The organism is Sphingomonas sp. BT-65, from assembly GCF_026107375.2.
In the GTDB taxonomy this organism is placed as follows: Bacteria; Pseudomonadota; Alphaproteobacteria; order Sphingomonadales; family Sphingomonadaceae; genus Sphingomonas.
This window is the reverse complement of sequence record NZ_JAPCIA010000002.1, coordinates 515648-538596: the sequence shown is the minus strand read 5'-3', so window position 1 is coordinate 538596 and position 22949 is coordinate 515648. Positions and strand designations below refer to the sequence as shown.

Annotated in this window: 17 protein-coding genes; 6 read left to right on the top strand and 11 right to left on the bottom strand. The window is 68.6% G+C overall.

All coding sequences use genetic code 11. The features are described 5' to 3' along the window. Positions 1 to 128 precede the first annotated feature (128 nt). The gene (locus tag OK349_RS17120; protein WP_265119117.1) at positions 129 to 1697 is read left to right on the top strand and encodes a glycosyltransferase family 39 protein; all 1569 of its coding nucleotides are present in this window, start codon (positions 129 to 131) and stop codon (positions 1695 to 1697) included. Here OK349_RS17120 and OK349_RS17115 read toward each other — a convergent pair whose 3' ends face one another. The 7 genes from OK349_RS17115 to OK349_RS17085 all read right to left on the bottom strand — a co-directional run bounded on the left by OK349_RS17115 (position 1698) and on the right by OK349_RS17085 (position 10889). Beyond that, positions 1698 to 2708, bottom strand: a complete 1011-nt coding sequence (locus tag OK349_RS17115; protein ID WP_265119116.1) for a glycosyltransferase family 2 protein — start codon at positions 2706 to 2708, stop codon at positions 1698 to 1700. Beyond that, positions 2705 to 3646 carry an NAD-dependent epimerase/dehydratase family protein gene (locus tag OK349_RS17110; protein WP_265119115.1) on the bottom strand — a complete coding sequence of 314 codons (942 nt, stop codon included), beginning with the start codon at positions 3644 to 3646 and terminating at the stop codon, positions 2705 to 2707. Before OK349_RS17110 ends, OK349_RS17115 begins: the two co-directional genes overlap by 4 nt. A 14-nt stretch (positions 3647 to 3660) precedes the next feature. After that, positions 3661 to 4881 (bottom strand): class I SAM-dependent methyltransferase, encoded by a 1221-nt coding sequence (locus OK349_RS17105; RefSeq protein ID WP_265119114.1) that lies wholly within the window; start codon positions 4879 to 4881, stop codon positions 3661 to 3663. A gap of 29 nt (positions 4882 to 4910) precedes the next feature. Beyond that, positions 4911 to 6122 carry a DegT/DnrJ/EryC1/StrS family aminotransferase gene (locus tag OK349_RS17100; protein WP_265119113.1) on the bottom strand — a complete coding sequence of 404 codons (1212 nt, stop codon included), beginning with the start codon at positions 6120 to 6122 and terminating at the stop codon, positions 4911 to 4913. Then, positions 6113 to 7273, bottom strand: a complete 1161-nt coding sequence (gene rfbG, locus OK349_RS17095) for a CDP-glucose 4,6-dehydratase (protein WP_265119112.1) — start codon at positions 7271 to 7273, stop codon at positions 6113 to 6115. The genes OK349_RS17100 and rfbG overlap by 10 nt, the downstream gene beginning before the upstream one ends. Further along, entirely contained in the window at positions 7266 to 8117 is an 852-nt protein-coding gene (gene rfbF, locus OK349_RS17090) for a glucose-1-phosphate cytidylyltransferase (protein WP_265119111.1), read from the bottom strand. Before rfbF ends, rfbG begins: the two co-directional genes overlap by 8 nt. Positions 8118 to 8255: 138 nt before the next feature. After that, positions 8256 to 10889 (bottom strand): sensor histidine kinase, encoded by a 2634-nt coding sequence (locus OK349_RS17085; protein ID WP_265119110.1) that lies wholly within the window; start codon positions 10887 to 10889, stop codon positions 8256 to 8258. A 252-nt stretch (positions 10890 to 11141) separates the two neighbouring features. On the opposite strand from OK349_RS17085, the gene kdpF reads away from it, so the two are divergent. The 5 genes from kdpF to OK349_RS17060 are packed head-to-tail and all read left to right on the top strand — an operon-like array spanning position 11142 to position 16302. Next, a complete protein-coding gene (gene kdpF, locus OK349_RS17080; protein WP_265119109.1) occupies positions 11142 to 11231 on the top strand; it encodes a K(+)-transporting ATPase subunit F in 90 nt (29 codons plus the stop codon). Between the two features lie 13 nt (positions 11232 to 11244). Next, complete coding sequence (kdpA, locus tag OK349_RS17075; RefSeq protein WP_265119108.1) at positions 11245 to 12948, top strand: potassium-transporting ATPase subunit KdpA; 1704 nt, start codon at positions 11245 to 11247, stop codon at positions 12946 to 12948. 10 nt (positions 12949 to 12958) lie between these two features. Continuing rightward, a complete protein-coding gene (kdpB, locus tag OK349_RS17070) occupies positions 12959 to 14986 on the top strand; it encodes a potassium-transporting ATPase subunit KdpB (RefSeq protein WP_265119107.1) in 2028 nt (675 codons plus the stop codon). A gap of 10 nt (positions 14987 to 14996) precedes the next feature. Beyond that, positions 14997 to 15581, top strand: a complete 585-nt coding sequence (gene kdpC / locus OK349_RS17065) for a potassium-transporting ATPase subunit KdpC (protein ID WP_265119106.1) — start codon at positions 14997 to 14999, stop codon at positions 15579 to 15581. 10 nt (positions 15582 to 15591) lie between these two features. Beyond that, positions 15592 to 16302 (top strand): response regulator, encoded by a 711-nt coding sequence (locus OK349_RS17060; protein ID WP_265119105.1) that lies wholly within the window; start codon positions 15592 to 15594, stop codon positions 16300 to 16302. An 11-nt stretch (positions 16303 to 16313) separates the two neighbouring features. On the opposite strand, the gene nagE is transcribed toward OK349_RS17060, so the two are convergent. From nagE to OK349_RS17040, 4 genes are read right to left on the bottom strand one after another with little or no spacing between them, the layout of a single operon-like run. Beyond that, positions 16314 to 17993: an N-acetylglucosamine-specific PTS transporter subunit IIBC gene (nagE, locus tag OK349_RS17055; RefSeq protein ID WP_265119104.1), complete on the bottom strand. Its 1680-nt coding sequence runs from the start codon at positions 17991 to 17993 to the stop codon at positions 16314 to 16316. Continuing rightward, positions 17990 to 20479 (bottom strand): phosphoenolpyruvate--protein phosphotransferase, encoded by a 2490-nt coding sequence (gene ptsP / locus OK349_RS17050; RefSeq protein WP_265119103.1) that lies wholly within the window; start codon positions 20477 to 20479, stop codon positions 17990 to 17992. Before ptsP ends, nagE begins: the two co-directional genes overlap by 4 nt. A 14-nt stretch (positions 20480 to 20493) precedes the next feature. Further along, positions 20494 to 21660: an N-acetylglucosamine-6-phosphate deacetylase gene (nagA, locus tag OK349_RS17045; RefSeq protein ID WP_265119102.1), complete on the bottom strand. Its 1167-nt coding sequence runs from the start codon at positions 21658 to 21660 to the stop codon at positions 20494 to 20496. Continuing rightward, entirely contained in the window at positions 21657 to 22700 is a 1044-nt protein-coding gene (locus tag OK349_RS17040; protein WP_265119101.1) for an SIS domain-containing protein, read from the bottom strand. The genes nagA and OK349_RS17040 overlap by 4 nt, the downstream gene beginning before the upstream one ends. Between the last annotated feature and the right edge of the window lie 249 nt (positions 22701 to 22949).

Sequence of the window (22949 nt, the reverse complement as noted above, 5' to 3'; positions counted from 1 at the left end):
GAACGCTCGGGGTACTCCTCCTGCCCACCCGCTCTTTCGGACAGTTCGAGCTATCCATTGGCGCCACATTCAGCGGGACGATCATGATGCTGAAAACTGCTTTCCGAGAAACCGCAGAGTTTCGCGACGTGACATCGCCCGATAGGCTCGATCGCGCGTGGCGCATCGCGGCATGGGCGGCCGGCGCCTTGTGCCTGCTCGCCCTGTTCGCGCGGATCATGACTTATCCGTTGCAGCATGACGAGCAATTCTACGTGTCCGCCGGTGTCCTGTTCGGCCAATATCCGCTCTATTCCGGGATCGGGTTCACGCACCTTCCCAACATCGCCCTGCTCTATGCGGGCGCCTTCGCGCTGTTCGGTGACGCGCATTATCTGCTCATCGGCCGGCTCCTGACCTTCGCGGCATGGGTTGCGACTTTTGCCGCGTTGCTGCTGATCGCGCGGACTTATGTGCGGAGTGCGCTGATCGGCGGGCTGATGATCGCCCTGCTCGTCCTCAATCCGATGTTCCTCAACGCGACCGGGATGGCGGCGACTAACAATTTCCTGCCGGTGCCGTTCATGCTGTTCGGCCTGTACCTGTTCCTGCGCGCCGCCGACCGCAGCCAACCCGCGCCGGCGCTAGCCCTTGCGAGCGGGTTCCTCCTCGCCGTGGCGGCGGGGTTCAAGGCCAATTATGTGCTGCTGCTGATCCCGTTCGGGGTCGCCGCGCTCCTGGTGCCCCCAGACCTGCCGCTGCGTAGCCGGCTGCTGCGCGTGGCGCTGCCGCTGCTGGTCGGCGGGATCGTCGGAGGCCTCCCGTCCATCATATACGCGCTGGACGACCCGCAGGGCTTCGTCACCCATGTCTTCAGCGCCCATCGCGGGCCGCAGCTCGGCTATTGGGCGGCGCACCCCGATCCCACCGATCCCAAGGTGATCGGCATCGCCGGCAAGCTGCTGCTGGCGCACCGGCTGTGGCTGTCCGGCGTGCCGATGCTCATGCTCGTCCTGCTGCTGTCGTTCCTCACGATCGCCTTTGTCCGGCGCGAGACTTTGATCCTGCGCTGGCCGCATCTGCTCGTCGCCGGACTCGCCGCGATCGGCGCGATCATCTCCTTCGTGCCGACGCCATCATTTGCGCAATATTTCGCGCCGCCGCTGCCTTTTGCCATCGTCCTGATCGGGCTGTTGTTCGGCGCGCTCGACCCGCCGGGCCGCAATCTCACGCGCCCGCTGGTGGCGGCGGTGCTGGCGCTGACGGCGGTCACCGGCGCGCCGTTGCTGCTGCCTTCGCTCGCCGGGCTCGCCAGTCCCGGCGGATGGACGGGCATCCGCGTGGCGCGCGACGGCGCCGCGATCGCAACGTTGGTCCGGAAGCAGCCGGGCAACGGTCCGGTGGCGACGCTCTCGCCGATCCATGCGCTGGAGGGTCATTTGCCGATCTACCCGCACTTCGCGCTCGGGCAGTTCATGGTTCGCGCCGCGCAATGGGTGCCGGAGGACGAGCGGCGCCATTATGCCTATTTCGTCACGCCCGGCGCAATTCCTTCGCTGCTCGCCGCGCAGCCGCCGGCGGCGATCCTGACCGGGATGGACGGCGACACCGAAGCCGCACTGGACGCGTTCGCCAGAGACCGCGGCTATCGCGTGATTCCACTTTCCCTGAAGAACGTCGAGGATGCCGAGCGGGTTCGCCTGTACCTGCCGCGCTGATCAGCTGCGCGCCTGGTCTAGCAGCTCGACGCGCGAGTCCTTCCTGTCAATCGGACGCAGCCGTCGTTGCCCTGCCTGCCCGATCTCGGTTTCGACGATCGGCGTGGGCCGCCCTTTGACCTGCCGGAAGATGCGGCCGAGATACTCGCCGATGATGCCGAGGAAGATCGCGTTGAGCGTGATCCCGAGCAGGAGAAGCATCGTCGTCGTCGCGAACCCGGCCGGCCAGCTCTGCCCGAAGACCAGCCGCCCGGCGAGATAGACCAAGGTCAGGACGAAGGTGCAGATGCCGACCGTCAGCCCCGTGATCGAGGCGACCCGCAGCGGCACCAGCGAGTGGTTGAGCAGGCCGTCGAGCGCGAGGCTCAGCATCTTGCTCAGCGGGAACTTGCTCTGCCCCGCGACGCGCGCCTCGCGGTCATAGGGCAATCCGACTTGCGAGAACCCCATCGCGCTGATGAGCCCGCGCAGATAGGGGCTGGTGTCGTCGACCTTGCGCAGCTCGGCCAGGATGCAGGCGTCGACGAGGCGGAACTCGCCCGCGTCGCGCGGCAGGTCGTCGTCGCTCAGCGCCCGCATTCCGGCATAGAAGGCCCTGCGGAACTGCGCCGTGACCGGCCCGTCGGGCAGCGAGCGGCGAACGCCGTAGACGACCTGATGACCCTGTCGCCAGAGCGCGAGCATGTCCGGGATCAGCCCGGGCGGGTCCTGAAGGTCGCAGTCGATCTGCACCGCACAGGCCCCGCTGGCGCGTTGATAGCCGACGAGCAGCGAACGCTGATAGCCGTTGTTGCGCGAGAAGCGCACCACGCGAACGCGCGGGTCGGTGGCGGCGATCGCCTGCAGGATCGGGAAGGTCTCGTCGGTCGAGTGATTGTCCATGAAGATCAGCTCGAGCGCATAGCCCGGCAGGTTCCGGAACACCTCCACGATGCTGCGATAGGCGCGTTCGACCGTGGCCTCTTCGTTGAACGCCGGCACGATCACGGAAACGAGTGTGGCGGAAGTCATGCGATGACCTCCACAAGCGAGCGGGAGGTCAGGGCGATACCCTCCTCCAGCGACGTGCGGGCGCGCCAGCCCAGAACCAATGCCGCCAGGTCCGGCACGCCGCAAACCGTGTCGATGCGCAAGTTGGATCGCTCGCCGGCTTCCATCCGGACGCGATCTGCGGGCGTGCCGGTCACCCGCAGCACAAGTTCGACGATCTCGCGAACTTTCGGGGCCTGCCCGCTCGACAGGTTGATGATCGTGCCGCCCGGCAGGTTCGATCGCGCCATCGCGCGAAGGCCGGCGACGATATCGTCGATATAGACCATGTCGCGTCGATCGTCCGGCTGACGGATCACCATCGTCTCGCCCGAAAGGCACCGGCGCAGCAGCGCGGGCAGCAGGAAATCTTCCGACTGGCCCGGGCCATAGGTGAGCCCGAGGCGCGCCGTGAGCACCGGAAAGGCAAGCCGCGGCTGCACCATCGCACAGTAAAGTGCCCCGGCTGCCATGGCTGCGGTGTAGACCGTGCGCGGCAGCTCGCGCCGGGTCTCGGGCGAAGGCGTGGGCTGATTGCCGTATTCCGCGAGCGAGCCCGCGCGAATCATGATGCGCAGGTCTGGGCTTTCGGCGGCGGCGGCAAGCACGATCAGCAACTGATCCAGATCGCGCGTCATTACCGGCCATTCGGCAGGGTCGGGAATGCCCGGATCGCGCCCGGTAGCGCTCGCCAGATGATAGAATATCGTGGGATTGGCCCGGCCGAAGCATTCCCGCACCTGAGGCAAGTCCTTCAGGTCCACCGCATGGACGATCGCGCCGGGACGGATCCGCCCGGTGTGCGCGGCTCCCGCCGGTCGCACGATCAGGTGCACCTCGTCACCGCAGTCGAGGTGGCTTGCGGCGAGATGCGAACCGATGAAGCCGGCCCCGCCAGTGATCAGCACGCGCTCGGGCATCGGCGGGCCCCGCTTCAGCCGACGAGCACGGGCTCGGGCAACGGCACGAGAAAACGGCCGCCGCGCGCGACGAAGTCCGACTGCTGCTCGCGGATCTCGTCGAAGAAGTTCCAGGCGAGCACCATCAGGATGTCGGGCTTCTCCTCGGCGATTGCATCGACGGACTTGATCGAGATCTTCATGCCGGGCGAATAGAGCCCCTGCTTCAGCGGATTGCGATCGACCAGGAAGTCCAGCCGGTCGGGTCCGATCCCGAAATAGTTGAGCAGGGTGTTGCCCTTCGCCGGCGCGCCATAGCCGGCGATCTTCTTGCCCTGCGCCTTGAGCTCGTCGAGCATCGCGAGCAGGCGCACGCCCACGGCCTCGACCCGCTCGGCGAAACGTTCGTAGGTCTCGGGCTCGAGCATGCCCCCGGCAAGCTCCTCGTCGAGCATCGCCTGGACCTCCGGCGTGGGTTTGGCGGTGCCGCTCTTGCGGAAGAATACGCGCATCGAGCCGCCGTGAATGGGCAGGCGATGGACGTCGACCACGTCTAGATCGAAGAACGCGCCGAGCTTCTTCATCGAAAGCAGGCTGAACTCGGAGACATGCTCCTGGTAGACGGTGTCGAACTCGTTGCGGTCGAGCAGCTCCTTGGCCCAGGGCACCTCGACCACGAAGGCGCCATCATCGGCCAACAGGCGGGTGACGCCTTCCATGAAGCGATGCAGGTCGCCGATATGGTTGAAGGTGTTGGTGGTGACGATGATCTTCGCACGCCCATGGACCTCGCGGACTTCATCGGCCGTATCCGGGTCGAAATAGGCGACGTGCACCTCGACGCCGCGCTCCGTGGCGGTCTCGGCCAGGTTGGCGGCCGGATCGATCCCCAGGGTCTTCTCGCCGCGCGCGTTGCAAGCGGCGAGCAGCAGCCCGTCGTTGCAGCCGATGTCGACGATCAGCCCGCCTGCGGCCGCTTCTCCGAGAATCCCGGCCAGTGCTTCGAAGTGCTTGTGCATCGTCGTCGCGCCGGAAGGGACGTAGAGATAGTGACGGAAGAAGTCGGCCGGGATCTGGTCGGCGATCTCGATCAGGCCGCAATTCAGGCAGACCTCGGTGTTCAGCGAGAATGCCGGCTGCTCCGCGTCATGCTCGTCGGGACGAACGAACATGTTGGCCGGCGGATGCCGGCCCATCGGCAGGAACAGATACGGACTTGGCGCAAGGCACGCCCGGCAGTGCTGCAGTCGTTCCATTTGAGATCCTTTTCGATCGATCGGAAAATTCATGCCACGCACGACACGGCCGACGCGTGACGCTCGGCAAAGCTGCGAAACGTCGCGTGGATGTGCGCGACCTGTTCGTTGTTGAGGCCGTGGTGGCAGGCGAGCAGGATTCCGCCGCGCGTCACGGCATCGGCTTCCGGATAGCCGCGCGGATCGACCTCGGCCTTCACATTCTCCATCGCCGGCTGGCGGAGGATGTTGCCGGTAAAGACCACGCGGGTCTGGATGTCGGCCCGCTCGAACCAGATCTGCAGCTCGCGCCGGGTGAACGGCGCGTCGGGCCGGAGCGTCAGCGGGAAGGCCAGCCAGCCGGTGCGCGCCTCGGGCAGCTGGCGCGGGAGGATGAACCAGTCCTGATAGTCGGCGAAGAAGGCGAGGTGCTGCGCGAAATTGCGTTCGCGCAGCGCGATATTGTTCGCGAGCTTGTCGAGCTGGACCAGCCCGAAGGCGGCGCCCATCTCCGACGGCTCGAAATTATAGCCGAGCTCCTCGAACAGGAATTTCGCGTCATAGGGGATGTCACCGAGCCTGGCGTCGAACCGGCATTCGATCGCCTCGGATTCGACGAACAGCGACGAGGAACGGCCCCAGGATCGCATCAGCAGCCCGCGCTGCGCCAGCGCCTCGTCGTTGACGCACAGCATGCCGCCATTGCCGGCCGCGTTGACCACGTGCGAGCCGTAGAAGCTGGTCGTACTGATGTCCGATCGCGTACCGGTGCTCGTGCCGCGCAGCGTCGCGCCGAGCGTGTCCGCACTGTCCTCGATCACGATCAGGCGGTGCCGGTCGGCGATCGCGCGCAGCCGGTCCCAGTCGGGAAGGTTGCCGATCAGCGAGGGGATCATCATCGCGCGGGTGCGCGGCGTGATCATCGCCTCGATCGCGTCCTCGTCGATATTGTAGGTGCCCTCGCGCACGTCGACAAAGGCGGGCACCAAGCCGTTGCGCACGAGCGGCGCGACCGTGGTGGCGAAGGTGAGCGCGGGCGTGATCACCTCGCTGCCGGGCGGCAGGCGCAGCAGCTCGACTGCGAGATAATTGGCGGACGAGCCCGAGTTCACCATGATTCCGTGCCGCTTGGCGAACAGCGCGGCGACGCGCGCCTGCATCGCGCGGACGTTGGCGCCCATCTGAGTCGAGGTGCGCAGCACGTTGACGACGGCGGCGATTTCCTCCTCGCCATGGACGCTCTGGCCATAGTTCACGCGCATGCGGCAGCTACTCCGAAGACGGGGTCGAAGGATGTTCCGAGCGACGGCGCCGGGCAGACGCCGCGGACATAGCGGTCGATCTGGCGCTCGCTGAGTGCCCGCAGCCTGCGGTTCCCGTCGAGCGCGGCCGAATACCATTCGACCGTCAGCGCGACCGCGTCCTCGAGCGCGAGGCGCGGACGCCAGCCGAGCAATGTGTGCGCCTTGGTGCTGTCGAGGCGCAGGACCTGCGCCTCGGGTGGTGAATCGTGCGTATCGCCGAACAGGAACTGGGGGCCCCGCGGTCCCCAGGCGCGTTCGAGCAATGCGGCGAGCGTCGCGACATCGGCCGTCGCCTCGCTGTCCGGCCCGAAATTCCAGCCGCCTTCGAGGCCGCGGTCGCCCTCGACCAGCCCGGCGGCGAGCATCAGATAGCCGGCGAGCGGATCGAGCACATGCTGCCACGGTCGCACGCTGTGCGGATTGCGGATCTGCACCGGCTTGCCCGCTTCGACCGCGCGGACGATGTCCGGCACCAGCCGGTCGACCGCCCAGTCGCCGCCGCCGAAGACGTTGCCCGCGCGCACCGTGGCGAGCACCGGGCTGCCCGGCTCGCGGAAGAACGAGCGGCGATACGCCTCGACCACCAGTTCGGCGCAGCCCTTGGACACGCTGTACGGATCGCTCCCGCCCATCCGGTCGGTCTCGCGATAGCCCCAGGGCCAGCCGCGATTCTCGTAGCATTTGTCGCTGGTCACGACGATCACGCCCTTGAGCGAGGCAAAGCGCCGCGCCGCTTCCAGCACCACCGCGGTGCCCACGACGTTGGTGTGCAACGTCTCGACCGGCGCGGCATAGGAGGGACGGACCAGCGCCTGTGCCGCCATGTGGATGACGAGCTGCGGGTCGCAATCCTCGACCGTCCGGAGAAACGCCGCCTCGTCGCGGATGTCGCAAATGCGGTGATCTACCAGCTCCGCAACGCCGGCGGCTTCGAAGAAGCTGGGTTCGCGATCGCGCGGGAGCAGCGCGACCGCGGTGATGTCGGCGCCCAGCCGCCGTAGCCACAGCGCTAGCCAGCCACCCTTGAAGCCGGTGTGACCGGTCAAGAGTATCCGGCGGCCCGCCAGCGCGCGGCTCAGCCGGCCTTCGTCGAACCGCGCGTCACGCATGTACATGCGCTCCTGTCGGCGCGGTGGCGAGCCGCCATGGGGCAGGGGGACTTTCAGCCCATGGCGGAGATCCGGCTACACAGAGTTGGTTGAGGTGGTCCCGGTCGCGGATCGTGTCCATCGGGTGCCAGAATCCGGTGTGCTTGTAGGCGAAGAGCTCGCCGTCCTGGGCGAGGCGGCTGAGCGGCGCCTGCTCGAGCGGCTCCTCGTCGCCCTCCAGATAGTCGAGCACGCCCGGCTCGAACACGAAGAAGCCGCCGTTGATCCAGGTCTCGTGCTTGCGCACCTTCTCGGTGAACTCGGCGACGCGCGATCCATCGAGCTCGAGATTGCCGAACCGTGCAGGCGGCTGCACCGCGGTGACCGTTGCGAGCTTGCCGTGGGCGCGGTGGAACGCCAGCAGCGCGGTGAGGTCGATATCGCCTACCCCGTCAGAGTAGGTGACCATGAAGGTCCCGCCCTCTAGCCAGTCGCGCAGCCGCAGCAGGCGTCCGCCGGTCATGGTGAGCTCGCCGGTATCGACTACCGACACGTTCCAGTCGAGCGAGCGGCATTGCCGCAGCGCCACCCGGCCGTTGCCGATCGCGACCGTGAAGTCGTTCGTCATGAAATGAAGGTCGTGGAAGAACTTCTTCATGAGCAGCATCTTGTAGCCGCACGCGACGACGAAGTCGGTGAAACCGTGCTGCGCATAGATGTCCATCACGTGCAGGATGATCGGTTTTCCGCCGACCTCCACCATCGGCTTGGGTACGCGGACGGTCTCTTCCGAAAGCCGTGAACCCAATCCTCCCGCCAACAGCACCACCTGCATCGCGCCGTTCCTCGCATGCCAGACTCGCATGCACAGACTAGGGGAGCCGCCGCGCGAAGCGATTCGGGCATGGGGGTTATCCCCGCGCTCAATCGTGGTAGGCGTCTTCCAGACGATAGAGGCGCGCGGCGTTGCCGCCGAAGATGGCGTCGCGGTCTTGCTGCCGGTTCAGACGTCGGCGATCTGCGAGAAGACCAGGGTGAACACCGCGCCGGTATCGGCGTGGTTCGCCGCCCGTACGCCGACCTGCATCGCGTCGGCGAAGCCCTTGACGATGGCAAGCCCAAGCCCGCTACCGCCATGCCGGTCGCCGCCTTCGCCCTGGGCGAAGGTGTCGAACACGCGGTGCTCCATGCCCGGCACGAGGCCGTGGCCATGGTCGCGGATCGCGAGCTCGACGCTGTCGGGGGTTCGCCGCCCTTCGATCACAATCCGGCCGTCGCCGCCATGTTGCGCGGCGTTGGCGAGCAGGTTGATGAGGATGTGGTGCAGCAGCGTCGGATCGGCCCGCACCAGGGGCAAGTTGGCGGGCACCTTGAGATCGATATGCCGGCCGCGCAGCGTTTCCTTGAGGTCGTGGACCGCGCTGCCGATCGCGTCGGTCAGATCGATCGGCTCGAGCGACAAGGTGAGCGCGCCCGAATCGATGCGGATCATGTCCACGAGATTGTCGAGGAACCGCCGCAGCCGCGCCACTTCGATCCGGGCGAGCGCGATGGTTTGCGCTTCGGGATGCTCGGCGGCGACCTCGTCGATCGCGCTCGAGACGGAGGTCAGCGGGGTGCGCAGGTCGTGCCCGATCGAGGACAGCAGCGCGGCGCGCAACCGGTCGCGCTCCTTGAGCAGCGCCACTTCGCGCACCTGGGTCTCGAGGCTCAGCCGTTCGTGCGCCAGCGCCGCCTGGCCGAGCAGGGTCTGCAGCAGCACCGCGCGATCGGCGCTGACTGGATCGCGGCCGTCGCCGCGCGAGAGCCCGACAACCGCGAGCACGCCGAGTGCGGTCTTGAGCGGATGGAATTGCCAGTCTGCGGCGTTGAGCGTCGCGGTGCCGCTGCCGGCGGACTCCCCGCGTGACCAGCTCCAGTCCGCCGCCGCCTGATCGACCGGACTGAGCGTGGCGCCGGCCGGGGACGCGGCGACGACGGTCAGCGCGCCGTTGCGTTCGTTGAGCAGGACGACCTGGAGGTCGAACAGCGCCGCCAGCTCGTTGCACACGACCTCGCTCGTCGACTGCCATTCGGACACGCGCGCGAGCGACTGGCCGAAGGCGGCGACCGCCGCATTCTCCAGTGCGCTGCGGGCGCCGATGGTCGCACGCGTCTTGAGCCGGCCGGCGAGATGCGCGGTGAAGGCGGCGACCCCCATCAGCACGAACAGCGTCAGCACGCTGCGCGGATCGGCGATGGTGAGGGTGTGCAGCGGCGGCAGGAAGAAGAAGTTGTAGGCGAGCGCCGACAGCAGCCCGGCGACCAGCCCCGGTCGCAGCCCGTAGCGGTTCGATGCAAGGATCACCGGCAGCAGGAAGATCAGATCCACGCCCGCCAGCCCGATCAGTGGCTCGGCGAGATGGCCGAGCAGCGTCGCCCCTCCCACCAGCGCAACGACGATGAGATAGGCTGAGCCCGGCCCCCAGCCCTGGCTCGCGCCGCTCGCTTCGCTGGCGCCGATGCCCGACGCGGACGGGATGACGTGCACCGCCAGCCCGTCGCGGGCGCGCAGCATCGCCGTCACCACCGAGCCGTGGCGCAGCTCGAACCACCAGCTGCGTACCGACTTGCCCAGCACCAGCTGAGTCGTGCGCGTATCGCGGACATGCTGGGCGAGGCCGTCGATCACCCGCTCGGCCGGGAGCGTCGCGATCGTCGCGCCGAGCGTCGCCGCCAGCCGCAGCGTTTCGGCGACGCGGCGCTTGGCCTCCTCGCTCAGCCGCTCGGCGCGCGGGGTCTCGATATAGACCGCCTGCCACGGCGCCTTCAGCGCATCGGCGAGCCGCTTCGCCGCGCGCACGATCGCGTCGGCGCCGGGCAGTTCGCTGACCGCGACCAGAACACGCTCGCCCCCGGCATAGGTGCCGGGCAGCGCGCCTTCGTCGAGATGCTCGACCAGCGCCTGGTCGATGCTGAGCGCGGCGCGGCGCAGCGCCATCTCGCGCAGCGCCGACAGATTGGGCTTGGAGAAGAAATGGCCGAGCGCGCGCGAAGCCTCGTCGGGGACATAGACCTTGCCGTCCTTGAGCCGCTCGATCAGCTCGTCGGGGGGCAGGTCGACCACTTCGATCTCGGCACCCTCGAACACCCCGTCGGGCACAGTCTCGCGCACGCGGACGCGCGTGAAGCTCGCGACGACGTCGTTGAGGCTCTCGACATGCTGGATGTTGAGCGTGGTGTAGACGTCGACACCGGCGTCGAGCAGCTCCATCACGTCCTGCCAGCGCTTGGGATGGCGGCTGCCCTCGACATTGGTGTGCGCGAACTCGTCGACCAGCGCGAGCGCCGGGCGGCGCGCGAGCGCCGCGTCGAGGTCCATCTCGGTGAGGTTGTGGCCGCGATACTCGATCGTGCGGCGCGGAATGATCTCGAACGGCGCGGTCAGCGCCTCGGTCTCGGCGCGGCCATGGGTATCGACCACCGCGACGACGACATCGACGCCGGCCCTGAGCCGTTCGGCACCTTCGCGCAGCATCTCGAAGGTCTTGCCGACCCCCGGCGCCGCGCCGAGGAAGATCTTGAGTTTGCCGCGCGCCTCCCGCTTCGCCGCGCGCAACATGGCTTCGGGGGAGGGACGCTGGTCGTCGGATGCCATGCGCCGTCCTTACGCTGCCCGCGGACGTCGCGCCACGCCCTGCGCGGCGATGCTTATGCTTTCTTAATGCCCCGCTCCGCTTTTGCCGTCGAACCTTAACGCCCACCATCCCTAGGTGAGCGGCCAGGCCGCCATTCCGGGCGGTGATAACAGGACCGATCCCGATGCAGGACCTTCTGTGGCTCGCCATTCTGGGCGGGCTGGTCGCATTGACGTTCGCCTTCGTCCGCTTGTGCGACGGAGCCTGACGCGATGACGATTCACCTCATTCTCGCCGGGCTGACCGCGCTCGGCCTGCTCGCTTATCTGGTCGTGGCGCTGCTGCGGCCCGAGAAATTCTGACGGGGGACGCAAAATGACCCTATTGGGCTGGGCGCTGATCGCGCTCTTCGTCGCCATCCTCGCTGCGCTCGCCAAGCCGATGGGCATATGGCTCCATGCACTTTACGAGGGACGGCGCACACCGCTTCACATCGTGCTCGGCCCGGTCGAGCGCGGCTTCTATCGCCTGTCGGGAATCGACCCGAACGAGGAGCAGGGCTGGCGCCGCTACGCGCTGCACATGATCCTGTTCAACGTGGCGCTGCTGCTGCTGACCTATGCGATCCTGCGGTTGCAGGCGGTGCTGCCGATGAACCCGCGCGAGCTCGCCGCGATCGGGCCGGACGGCGCGATGAACACTGCGATCAGCTTCACCACCAACACCAACTGGCAATGGTATTCGGGCGAGGTCGCGCTGAGCAACCTCAGCCAGATGCTCGGCCTGGCCATCCACAACTTCCTGAGCGCGGCGACCGGCATCGCCATCGCCTTCGCGCTGTTCCGCGGCTTCGCGCGGCGCGAGACCAAGAACATCGGCAATTTCTGGGCCGACATGACCCGAGTCACGCTCTACCTGCTGCTGCCGATCTGCATCGTCTATGCGGTTTTCCTGATCGCGAGCGGCGTGCCGCAGACCTTCGACGCGATGACCGTCGCGACGACGGTCGAGGGTGCGCAGCAGAATATCGCGCTCGGCCCGGTCGCCTCGCAGGAAGCGATCAAGATGCTCGGCACCAATGGCGGCGGCTTCTTCAACGCCAACAGCGCACACCCGTTCGAGAACCCGACTGCGCTCACCAACCTCGTGCAGATGCTGTCGATCTTCCTGATCGGCGTCGGCCTCACCTGGACCTTCGGCAAGGCCGTGGGCGACACGCGCCAGGGCTGGGCGATCCTCGCCGCAATGGCGATCCTGTTCCTCGCCGGCGTGACGCTCGCCTATTGGGCCGAAGCGGCGGGCAACCCCAATCTCCATGCGCTCGGTGTCCCCGGCGGCAACATGGAGAGCAAGGAAGTCCGCTTCGGCATCGTCGCCAGCGTGCTGTTCGCCGCGGTCACCACCGCCGCCTCGTGCGGCGCGGTCAACGCGATGCACGACAGCTTCACCGCATTGGGCGGCCTCGTCCCGCTGTTCAACATGCAGCTCGGCGAAATCGTGATCGGCGGCGTCGGCGCGGGCATCTACGGCTTCCTGTTGTTCGCCATCCTCGCAGTGTTCGTCGCCGGGCTGATGGTGGGGCGCACGCCCGAATATGTCGGCAAGAAGATCGAATCGCGTGAGGTCAAGCTGGCGGTGCTCGCCATCGCGGTGCTCCCGCTCTGCATCCTCGGCCTCACGGCGCTTTCTTCGGTGATGCCCGACGGGCTGGCGGGCCCGCTCAACAAGGGGCCGCACGGGTTCAGCGAGATCCTCTACGGCTTCGCCTCTGCGACCGCCAACAACGGTTCTGCCTTCGCGGGCCTCACCGCCGGCACGCCGTGGTACAACGGTCTGCTCGGGGTCGCGATGTGGCTCGGCCGCTTCTTCGTGATCGTCCCGGTGCTCGCCATCGCGGGCAGCCTGGCGGCGAAGAAGTACACGCCCGCTTCGGCTGGTTCGTTCCCGACGACGGGCGGCCTGTGGGTCGGCCTGCTGGTCGGCATCATCCTCATCCTGGGTGGACTCACCTTCCTCCCTTCGCTGGCACTCGGCCCGATCGCGGATCATCTCGCGATGGTCGGCGGCCAGCTGTTCTGAAGGTATCGCCATGACGACAACCTCGATCTTCAAGGCCGAACTGGTCGTTCCCGCGATCGGCGACGCGTTCCGCAAGCTTTCGCCGCGCGAGCTGATCAAGAACCCCGTGCTGTTCACCACCGCGGTGGTGGCGCTGCTGCTCACCGTCCTGCTTCTGCTGGGCGGCGAGAAGCTCTCCATCCCCTTCCAACTCCAGCTCATCGTGTGGCTGTGGCTGACGGTGCTGTTCGGCACTTTCGCCGAGGCGCTGGCGGAGGGACGGGGCCGCGCGCAGGCCGCCAGCCTGCGCGAGACCAAGGCGGACCTGCGCGCCAAGCTGATGCTCGGCGTCGGCGACACCTATGAGCTGGTTCCCGCGACCCGGCTCAGCGCGGGTGAACTGGTGCTGGTCGAGACCGGCGACCTGATCCCTGCCGATGGCGAGGTGGTCGAGGGCGTCGCCAGCGTCAACGAGGCGGCGATCACCGGCGAGAGCGCGCCGGTGATCCGCGAGGCGGGCGGCGACCGCAGCGCGGTCACCGCGGGCACGCGCGTCATCTCCGACCGGATCAAGGTGCGCGTGACGCAGGAGCCGGGCCAGGGTTTCCTCGACCGCATGATCGCCCTGGTTGAAGGCGCCGAGCGGCAGAAGACGCCGAACGAGATCGCGCTGACGATCCTGCTGGTCGGCCTCACCATCATCTTCCTGATCGCGGTGAGCACGATCCCGGGCTTCGCGAGCTATGCCGGCGGCAGCGTCCCCGTTGCGATCCTCGCGGCGCTGCTGATCACGCTGATCCCTACGACCATCGCGGCTTTGCTCTCGGCGATCGGCATCGCGGGCATGGACCGGCTGGTGCGCTTCAACGTGCTCGCCAAGTCGGGCCGTGCGGTCGAGGCGGCGGGCGATATCGACACGCTGCTGCTCGACAAGACCGGCACGATCACCATCGGCGACCGTGCCGCGAGCGAGTTCCGGCCGCTGACCGGGATCGGCGTCGACCAGCTGGCCAGCGCCGCCCTGCTCGCCAGTCTCGCCGACGAGACGCCCGAGGGACGCTCGATCGTGCTCCTCGCACGCGAGAAGCACGGCATCCAGGCACGCGATCTGCCCGCGGGCAGCGAGGTCATTCCGTTCACTGCGCAGACCCGCATCTCGGGCGTGAAGAGCGGCCTGGGCCTGATCGAGAAGGGCGCGGTCGATTCGATCCTGCGCGCCAATCCGGGGCTGGGTGAGGCCCCGGCAGCGGCCGAATTGCGCCGCATCACCGACGAGATCGCCCGCGGCGGCATGACGCCGCTGGCAGTCGCACGGGATGGCGAGCTGCTCGGCGCCGTCGCGCTCAAGGACGTGATCAAGGCGGGCATCCGCGAACGTTTCGCCGAATTGCGGCGCATGGGCATCCGCACGGTGATGATCACCGGCGACAACCCGCTCACCGCCGCGGCGATCGCCGCTGAGGCCGGGGTCGACGATTTCCTCGCCGAGGCGACGCCAGAGGACAAGCTCGAGCTGATCCGCAAGGAACAACAGGGCGGGCGCCTGGTGGCGATGTGCGGCGACGGTACCAACGACGCGCCCGCGCTCGCCCAGGCCGATGTCGGCGTGGCGATGAATACCGGCACCCAGGCGGCGCGCGAGGCGGGCAACATGGTCGATCTCGACAGCGATCCGACCAAGCTGATCGAGGTCGTCGGCCTCGGCAAGCAGCTGCTGATGACGCGTGGTGCACTCACCACCTTCTCGGTCGCGAACGACGTCGCCAAATATTTCGCGATCATCCCGGCGATGTTCGTTGCGCTCTATCCGGGCCTCGGCGTGCTCAACGTGATGGGTCTCACCTCGCCCGAAAGCGCGATCCTGTCCGCGATCATCTTCAACGCGCTGATCATCCCCTGCCTCGTACCGCTGGCGCTCAAAGGCGTGACCTATCGCCCGATGGCGGCGGGCCCGCTGCTCGCGCGCAATCTCGCAATCTATGGCCTCGGCGGTCTCGTCGCCCCGTTCATCGGCATCAAGCTCATCGACCTTGCCGTCTCCGGCATCGGTCTTGCGTGAGGATTTCCATATGCTCGACGATCTCAAATCCGCGCTTCGCCCCGCAATCGTGATGACGCTGCTGTTCGCAGCGCTCACTGGGCTCGCCTATCCGGCGCTGCTCACCGGCATCGGCCAGCTGGTCTTTCCGCATCAGGCCAATGGCAGCCTGATCCAGCGCGGCGGCCGTGTCATCGGCTCCGAACTGCTTGGCCAGAAGTTCACCGGCGAACGCTATTTCCACGGCCGCCCCTCTGCCGCCGGCAGCGACGGTTATGATGCGTCGGCCTCGGCCGGATCGAACCTCGGTCCGACGAGCCAGGCGCTCGTCGACCGGGTGAAGGCCGATGTCGCCGCCCAGGTTCCTGCACCAGGACAATCGGTCCCCGCCGATCTGGTGACGGCCTCTGCCTCGGGGCTCGACCCCCATATCAGCCCCGAGGCGGCCTTGTCGCAGGCCGCCCGCGTCGCGACGGCGCGCGGCGTGTCGGTGCGCCTGATCGAGGACGAAGTGCAGCGGCATGTTGAGACCCGGCTGCTCGGCGTTCTGGGCGAGCCGCGGGTGAACGTGCTGGCGCTCAATCTCGCCCTCGACCGGATGCCTGCGCAGCCGTAAACCCGTGTTGATGCCGAATGCCGACAAGCTGCTCGTGATCGAGGACGATCCGGCGATCCGCCGGCTCCTGGCGGTCACGCTCGAGCGGGCGGGCTATCAGGTGGTTCAGGCCGCGACCGCGCGCGAGGGCCTGTCGGCGGTCGATATCGACCGGCCCGGCGCGGTGCTGCTCGACCTCGGGCTGCCCGATCGGGACGGGCTGGAGCTGATCCAGCTTGTCCGCGCACGCACCACTGCGCCGATCCTGGTCGTGTCGGCGCGCGAGAACACGGCGGAGAAGGTGACCGCGCTCGATCTTGGCGCGGACGACTATGTCGTCAAGCCGTTCGATACCGAGGAGTTGCTCGCCCGCATCCGCACCGCGTTGCGGCACCGCAATGCCGGCGGTGCGGAACTGCAGTCGGTCCATGCCGACGATGTCGAGATCGACCTCGAGCACCGGCGCGTGCTGCGCGAAGGCGTCGAGGTGCATCTGTCGCCCAAGGAATATGAGGTGCTGGCCGAATTGGCGAAGCGGCCCGACCGGGTCATCACCCATGCCCAGCTGCTCAAGACCGTGTGGGGGCCGGCGCATCTCGACCGCGTCGAGTATCTGCGCATCGTCGTGCGCAACCTGCGCCAGAAGCTCGAGCGCGACGCGGCGCGGCCGCGGCTGCTGCGCAACGAGCCGGGCGTGGGCTACCGCCTCACCGTCCACCCACCGCAGGCGGGAAACGCATAGCGAGCCCCGCCCTAGTCGCTGAGGATATGGTAGATGCGCGGCTGCGGCTGGGCGACGCCATGGCTCGCGGCGGCGAGGACGGCCTGGTCGACCTGATCGCCATCTCCCACCTCGACCCGCAAGCGGCCGTGCAGCTGCCGCACCGAGCGGATATTGGCGTCGCCGCCGAGCGCCCGGAGGATCGCCTGGGGCAGGACCGGACCGTCCGCCGGCGTATCGAGTTCGCTGGCCCGAACTGCGACCGTTTCGCGACCGCCGAGCGCGGTGCGGATTTCCTCCGCGACGAGATCGGCGACTGGGCCGAGCACCACCTGCGCGGCATTGGCCGAGGGGCGGATGATGCCGCGCGCGCCGAGCGACGTGAGCGCGGCGTCGTCGATCGCGTGATTGTCGGCGACGATCAGGCGCAGGCGCGTGGTGCAGGCGTCGACGCTGGTCAGGTTGGCGGGTCCGCCCAGCGCCGCCACGAAGGCGGCACCGCGCGCATTGCCCGGCGTGGCCGCACTGGTCTCGGCCGCCTCGCCCTTCTCGCGCCCCGGGGTGGCGAGATCGAGCTTGCGGATGAACAGGCGGAACAGGCCGTAGTAGAGCAGCGCATAGGCCGCACCGATCGGCAGCAGCAGCCAGGGGCGGGTCGAGAGGCTGAAGTTCAGCACATAGTCGAACAGCCCGGCCGAGAAGCCGAAGCCGAGCTTGACCCCGAGCAGGTTCATCAGCGCCATGGCGAGGCCCGTGAGCAGCGCGTGGATCGCGTAGAGCACGGGCGCGAGGAACATGAAGCTGAACTCGATCGGCTCGGTCACGCCGGTCAGGAAGCTGGTGAAGGCGAGGCTGAAGAGCATGCCGCCCACCGCCTTGCGCCGCTCGGGCCGCGCCTCGTGGTACATGGCGAGGCAGGCGGCGGGCAGGCCGAACATCATCACCGGGAAGAAGCCCGACATGAACGCGCCCGCGCTGGGATCGCCCGCGAAGAAGCGCCTGAGGTCACCGGTCGCGCCGCCATAGTCGCCGATCACGAACCAGGCGACGTTGTTGATGATGTGGTGCAGCCCGGTGACAATCAGCAGCCGGTTGAGCACGCCATAGGCGAACAGCCCGACCTCGCCCGAGCCAACCACCGCGCGGCTCGCCGTGTCGAGCCCGGCGCTGATATGCGCATAGGCGCCGCCGACCAGCGCGGCGAGCAGCAGCCCGGCGACCCCGGCGGCGATCGGGACGAAGCGGCGCCCGCCGAAAAAGGCGAGATATTCGGGCAGCGCGATCGTCGCGAAGCGGTTGTAGAATTTGCCGCCGATCAGCCCGGAAAGGATGCCGATCGGCACTTCGAGCTTGTCGACCTGAGTCAGCGTCCAGTTCTTGGCGGCGAGCGCGGCGGCAGCTTCGGGCAGGCCTGCGCCGATCTCGGGCGGTGCGACCAGGAAGGTCTGCGCGCCGGTGGCGGTGACGAGATAGCAGGTGACCCCCGCCAGCGCCGCGGCGCCATTGCCGTCGCGTGCGAAGCCGACCGCGACGCCGATCGCGAACAGGATGCCGAGATTCTCGAAGATCGCGGCGCCCGCCGCCGAGATGAAGGCGATGTCGAGCAGGTCGGGCTGGCCGATGCGCAGCAGCAGGCCGGCGATCGGCAGCACCGCGATCGGCAGCATCAGCGCGCGGCCGAGCGGCTGGAGCGTCTCGAGGATCTTTCTCATGCGTTGCTCTCCTCGAACGCGCGGGCGAGCGCGCGGACCTCGGCGGCGGAAGTGCATTGCAGCGCCCGCTCGGCATGGGCGCGCGCGTCGGCGAGCGTGACGCCGCGCACGATCGCCTTCGCCTCGGGCACGAAGCCGGGGACGGTCGACAGCTCGGTCGCGCCGAGCCCGACCAGGATCGGCAGCGCGGCGGGATCGGAGGCGAGACCGCCGCACACGCCGACCCAGCGGCCTTTGGCGACGGCGCGGCGGCAGGTCTCGGCGATCATGCGCAGCACCGCGGGATGCATCGCGTCGACCCCGGCGGCGACCGCCGGATTGCCGCGGTCCATCGCGAGGACATATTGGGTCAGATCATTGGTGCCGATCGACAGGAAGTCCGCCTCGGCGGCGAGCAGGTCGGCGGTGATCGCGGCCGCCGGGGTCTCGACCATCACGCCGAGCTCCGCGGGGGTATCGATGCCAAGCTCGCCGCGCAGCCGTTCGACGATTTCGCGGACGGCGCGGACCTCGGCGACGCTCGCGACCATGGGCAGCATGATCTTGCACTGGCCAGCCGGCTGCACGCGCAGGATCGCGCAGATCTGGGTCTCGATCAGCGCCGGATGCGCGAGCCCGACTCGGATGCCGCGCTGGCCGAGTGCCGGGTTCTCCTCGGGGTCGATCGGGATATAGGCGGCGGGCTTGTCGCCGCCGACGTCGAGCAGGCGGACGATCACGGGGCGGCCGGGCAGGGCATCGGCAATGCCTTGATAGATGGCGAGCTGCTCCTCCTCCGACGGCGCGTCGTCGCGGCCGAGGAACAGGAATTCGGTGCGCACCAGGCCGGAGCCCTCCGCGCCCTGCGCCGCGGCGGCCTGGGCATCCTCGACGCTGCCGAGATTGGCGAACAGCTCGATGCGGACGCCGTCGACGGTGTGACAGGCATCGGCGGCGGTGGCGCGGGCTGCCTCGCGGCGCGCGGCACGGGCGGCGAGGCGGGCGGCGAAGGTTTCGGCCGCGTCCGGCGCCGGTGTGCGCGTGGCGTGCCCCGCCTCGGCATCCAGCAGCAGCATCTCGCCGTCCTCGACGCCGTCGAGCGCATCCCCCATCGCGACCAGCGCGGGCAGGCCCATCCCCGCGCAGAGGATCGCGACATGCGAGGTCGGGCCGCCGCGCGCGAGGGCGATGCCCGCCGGTTTGTGCGCGGCGAGCGTGACCAGCTGCGACGGAAGGAGATCGTCGGCGACGAGGATCGCGCCGGGCGGAATCGTTTCGGTGCCGGCGGGCATGCCGGTCAGTGCCGCGAGGACCTGACGCTCGATATCGATCAGGTCGTCGATCCGCTCGATCAGATGCGCGCTGCCGGTCGCGCGGAGCGCGTCGATCTGGTCATGCACCGCGCCGCGCCAGGCGAAGCCGGCGCTGGTGCCCGAACCGATGCGGTCGTCGGCGGCGGTGGCGAGCGTGGGATCGTTGAGCAGCGCGAGATGCGCGCGCATGACCGTCGCGATCTGGCCACCCTCAGCTTTGGCGCGAGCGGCGATCCGCTCGCGGACAGCCGCACGGGCGCCGGCGAGGGCGGTGCGTTCGGTCTCGGCACCGCGTCCTTCCCGCTCGACGGCGATCTCGGTCTGGCGGAGGCGCGCAGCGGGGCCCATGGCGAGACCCGGGGACGCGATCACGCCCGCGATCTGGCCGGGCTCGAGCGCGGGTGCAACAGCGGGGGTGATCGGCGCGGGGGCCGGTGCAGCCTCGCCCATGTCGGAGGCGAGCAGCGCGACGATCGCGGCGAGCGCTGCCTCGGCGTCGTCACCGCGCGCCTCGACCGTCACCTCGTCGCCGAAGCGGGTGCCGAGCGCGAGCAGCGCGACGGTGCTGCGCGCATCGCCCTTCTTGTCGCCGTTGACCAGATGCACCTCTGCCGCAAAGCCGCGCGCGCATTCGCCGATCCGGGCGGCGGGTCGAGCATGGATGCCGTGCGGGAGCGACAGCACCACCTTCTCCGCGATCACCGTGCCGTCGTCGGACCAACGCCGGGTTTCCGCCTTGGCCGGGACCAGCGCCATCAATTCCTCGCACGCGCCGATCGCGCGATCGAGCGTGCGGCGGGTGATCGTGAACGCCTCGGCATTGGTGACGATCACCGGGGTGACGAGGCTGGTGGCGGCGAGCGCGACCGAGTCGAGATCGAAGCGGATCAGCGGGTCCCCGCGCGCGACAATGTCGCCCGCCTTGACCAGCGGGGTGAAGCCGCGGCCCTTCAGCGCCACGGTGTCGAGGCCGATATGGATCAGCACCTCCGCCCCCTCGGCGCTGCGCAGCGAGACGGCGTGCGCGGACTCGTGCAGCGTCACCACCTCGCCGTCGAACGGCGCGCAGACCGTGTCGCCGAGCGGATGGATCGCGACCCCGTCCCCCATCATCCGCTGCGCGAAGACGGGGTCGGGAACCTGGTCGAGCGGCGCGGCCCAGCCCCGCAACGGCGAAGTGATGATCAACGCCATCGTGCCGCGGATCCTTATCGTGCCGCGTGGGCGAGGGCGGGAAAGGGTTCGGCCGCCGGGGCGCCGCCGATCCAGGTGCCGCGCGGCTGGAGATCTGCGCCGAGCCACGCCCAGTCGGCGCGCATGCCGGGGGCGATCGCGCCGTAGCTCTCGCCCAGCGACAGGAAGCGCGCCGGCGTAGTGCTCGCCATCACGGCGACCTCGGGGACGGAAAGTCCGGTCACCTCGACGGTGTTGCGCAGCGCCGAGGCCATGTCGAGATGCGTGCCGGCGAGCGTGCCGTCCTCGAACACGCAGACCCCGTCGCGCACCACGATATGTTTGCCCTGGAGCATGAAGTCGGTGTCGTTCGTTCCCACGCTGGGCATGGCATCGGTGACGAGCATCAGCCGCTCGATCCCCTTCACCTTCACCGCCACGCGGACCACCGCGGGGTGGAGGTGTGCATCGTCGACGATCAGCCCGCACCACACGTCCGAATCGAACGCCGTGCCGACCACGCCGGGGCCGCGATGATGCAGTGGCGACATCGCGTTGAACAGGTGGGTGATGCCGGTGACTCCCGCATCGATCGCGCGCTTCGCCTGGTCATAGCTAGCGTTGGTGTGGCCGGCGCTGACGATCACGCCATGCGCGACCAGCGTGCGGATGTCGGCCTCGTCGCACATCTCCGGCGCTAGCGTCAGCATCACCTTGCCCCGGCGCGGCGCAGTGAGCAGCGCGAGCATGTCGGCGTCGAGCCGGCGGATGCGGTGCGCCTCGTGGATGCCGCGCTTGACCTCGTTGATGAACGGCCCTTCGACATGGATGCCGACCACGCCCGGCGCGCCGCGTTCGATCGCGGTATCGACCGCGTCGAGCGCCTCGGCGATCTGCGCCGGGGTGTCGCTGATTAGCGTGGGCAGGAAGGCGGTGGTGCCGAACCGGGCATGCGCCGCGCCGATGGCGGCGATCGCGTCGACATCCACCTGATCGTTGAACAGCACGCCACCGCCGCCATTGACTTGGGTGTCGATAAAGCCGGGCAGCAGCCAGCCGCCGTCGAGATCGAGCACCGCGCCGGCCGGCTCTCGCCCTGCCGGATCGATCGCGGCGATGCGGCCGCCCTCGACGCGGATATCGGCGCCGTCGAGCACGGCGGAGGCGGTTGCAATGCGCCCGTTGCGGATGCGGACGATCATAGGGTCTCGGTCACCTTGTTGAGATGCGGCGGCTGGTCGGGATCGCAGCCGCGCGCCAGCGAGAGCGCATTGGCCATGTGGTAGAAGCTCTGGACGATCAGGATCGGCTCGATCGCGGGGTGACCGGCGAGCGCGGGGAGATTGGCTTCGGCTGCGTCCGGATCGGCGAGCAGCACCCCGGCGCCGCGCCTGCGGAACTCGGCGGCGGTCTCGCGCACGCTCGCGCCGGCGCGGTCGCTGCCGCCGAAGGCGAGGACATGGAAATCGCGCCCGACAATCGCCATCGGGCCGTGCCGCACCTCGGCCGCGCTGAAGCTCTCGGCGTGGAGCGCGCAGGTCTCCTTGAACTTGAGCGCCGCCTCCTGCGCGATGCCATAGCCATAGCCGCGGCCGAGCACGAAGAGATTGTCGGCATCGGCCAGCGCCTGGACTGCGGGCGACCAGTCGAGTTGCCACGCCGCCTCGAGTCCCGCCGCGAGCGCGTCGACGGCCTCGGCCAGCGCGGCGTCCTCCGCCCAGGCGGCGGTGAGCGCAGCGATGGCGGCGAGCGAGCAGATATAGGATTTGGTCGCCGCGACCGAGCGTTCGGGCCCGGCGCTGAGCGCGATCACGACATCGGCGAGGTCGCGCAACGGCGCGTCCTCGGCATTGACCATCGCGACGACGAAGGCGCCGGCTTCGCGATGCTGTTCGACGGTGGCGAGCAGGTCGGGACTCTTGCCCGATTGCGAGATGGCGAGACACAACCGGTTACCGGGCGCGACGGGCGCATCGTAGAGCGACGCGACCGACAGCGCGGCCGAGGCGACGGGGACGCCGGTGCGAGTCTCGATCAGGTACTTGGCATAGGTCGCGGCATGGTCCGACGAGCCCCGCGCGCAGGTGATCACGGCCGAGGGTGGCGCGGCGCGCAGCCGGGCGCCGATCGCAGCGAAGGCGTCGCGGTTCGCGGTGAGCATGCGCGCGACCGCCGCGCCGGCCTCTGCCGCCTCGCGCTCCATCCGGGTCGTGCCGCCGGCCAACGCCGAGCCCGCCGCCATGTGCATCGCCCTCCCGTCCCATCCTCTTGCCGGCCGTGCCGGATCCTGTCTGGTACTATATAGGTTCTATTGGTCTCATCAAGAGGTATTCTCCCGCCTAGTTGGACTTTCACGAACCACAGCTTGGGGCGCAGGATGGATTGTCCCCTGCGAAAGCAGGGGGCCAGAGCCACAAGCGATGTACTCCGGACCCTGGGCCCCTGCTTTCGCAGGGGAGCAGCGGGTGCTTCGAACTGAACGAAACAGAGT

What these genes read in the sequence shown, in the direction of transcription:
- OK349_RS17110 (WP_265119115.1), bottom strand. Translation starts at nt 3,646, where the DNA reads ATGCCCGAGCGCGTGCTGATCACTGGCGGGGCCGGCTTCATCGGTTCG.
- OK349_RS17085 (WP_265119110.1), bottom strand. Translation starts at nt 10,889, where the DNA reads ATGGCATCCGACGACCAGCGTCCCTCCCCCGAAGCCATGTTGCGCGCG.
- kdpC (WP_265119106.1), top strand. Translation starts at nt 14,997, where the DNA reads ATGCTCGACGATCTCAAATCCGCGCTTCGCCCCGCAATCGTGATGACG.
- kdpF (WP_265119109.1), top strand. Translation starts at nt 11,142, where the DNA reads ATGACGATTCACCTCATTCTCGCCGGGCTGACCGCGCTCGGCCTGCTC.
- kdpB (WP_265119107.1), top strand. Translation starts at nt 12,959, where the DNA reads ATGACGACAACCTCGATCTTCAAGGCCGAACTGGTCGTTCCCGCGATC.
- OK349_RS17115 (WP_265119116.1), bottom strand. Translation starts at nt 2,708, where the DNA reads ATGACTTCCGCCACACTCGTTTCCGTGATCGTGCCGGCGTTCAACGAA.
- kdpA (WP_265119108.1), top strand. Translation starts at nt 11,245, where the DNA reads ATGACCCTATTGGGCTGGGCGCTGATCGCGCTCTTCGTCGCCATCCTC.
- ptsP (WP_265119103.1), bottom strand. Translation starts at nt 20,479, where the DNA reads ATGGCGTTGATCATCACTTCGCCGTTGCGGGGCTGGGCCGCGCCGCTC.
- OK349_RS17100 (WP_265119113.1), bottom strand. Translation starts at nt 6,122, where the DNA reads ATGCGCGTGAACTATGGCCAGAGCGTCCATGGCGAGGAGGAAATCGCC.
- rfbF (WP_265119111.1), bottom strand. Translation starts at nt 8,117, where the DNA reads ATGCGAGTCTGGCATGCGAGGAACGGCGCGATGCAGGTGGTGCTGTTG.
- nagA (WP_265119102.1), bottom strand. Translation starts at nt 21,660, where the DNA reads ATGATCGTCCGCATCCGCAACGGGCGCATTGCAACCGCCTCCGCCGTG.
- OK349_RS17060 (WP_265119105.1), top strand. Translation starts at nt 15,592, where the DNA reads ATGCCGAATGCCGACAAGCTGCTCGTGATCGAGGACGATCCGGCGATC.
- nagE (WP_265119104.1), bottom strand. Translation starts at nt 17,993, where the DNA reads ATGAGAAAGATCCTCGAGACGCTCCAGCCGCTCGGCCGCGCGCTGATG.
- OK349_RS17040 (WP_265119101.1), bottom strand. Translation starts at nt 22,700, where the DNA reads ATGGCGGCGGGCTCGGCGTTGGCCGGCGGCACGACCCGGATGGAGCGC.
- OK349_RS17105 (WP_265119114.1), bottom strand. Translation starts at nt 4,881, where the DNA reads ATGGAACGACTGCAGCACTGCCGGGCGTGCCTTGCGCCAAGTCCGTAT.
- rfbG (WP_265119112.1), bottom strand. Translation starts at nt 7,273, where the DNA reads ATGCGTGACGCGCGGTTCGACGAAGGCCGGCTGAGCCGCGCGCTGGCG.